This window comes from Rhodococcus sp. ARC_M6, from assembly GCF_022810305.1.
Taxonomy (GTDB): Bacteria; Actinomycetota; Actinomycetes; order Mycobacteriales; family Mycobacteriaceae; genus Rhodococcus_F.
Window position 1 is genome coordinate 1 of sequence record NZ_JALGQH010000087.1, and the last position, 447, is coordinate 447.

Consider the following 447-nt stretch of genomic DNA (forward strand, 5'->3'; position numbering starts at 1 on the left):
GCGGTGTTGATGACAACGCCGCGCTGACCGGACTCGTCGACGGTATCCGTCTTGGACATAGCGTCGGCAGCCAGGCGCATCACGTTGAACGTGCCCAGCAGGTTGACGGTGATGACCGTGCGGAACAGTTCCAGGTCATGCGGGCCGTTCTTGGACAGGATGCGACCCGCCCAGCCGACGCCGGCGCAGTTGACGACAATGCGCAGGGGTGAGCCCGATTCGACGATCTGCTTGATTGCAGCTTCGACCTCTTCGCCGCTGGTCACGTCCGTGGGGATGAGTGTGACACCCGCGGGGACATTGTCTCCGGCCCGCTCGATGGAGGCGGGCAGGTCCAAGCCGAAGACGGTGGCTCCGGCCTCGGCCAGGCGTTTGGCGGTAGCTGCGCCGAGGCCCGACGCTGCGCCGGTGACCAATGCTGCGGTTCCCTTGATTTCCACTTCGTTT

At 64.9% G+C, this 447-nt stretch carries 1 protein-coding gene; it reads right to left on the reverse strand.

Annotated features, from left to right (window positions below; translation table 11 throughout):
* A partial coding sequence (locus MTX36_RS29500; protein ID WP_243623208.1) for an SDR family NAD(P)-dependent oxidoreductase occupies nucleotides 1-440 on the reverse strand: 440 nt, incomplete at its 3' end.
* Nucleotides 441-447: the final 7 nt, after the last annotated feature.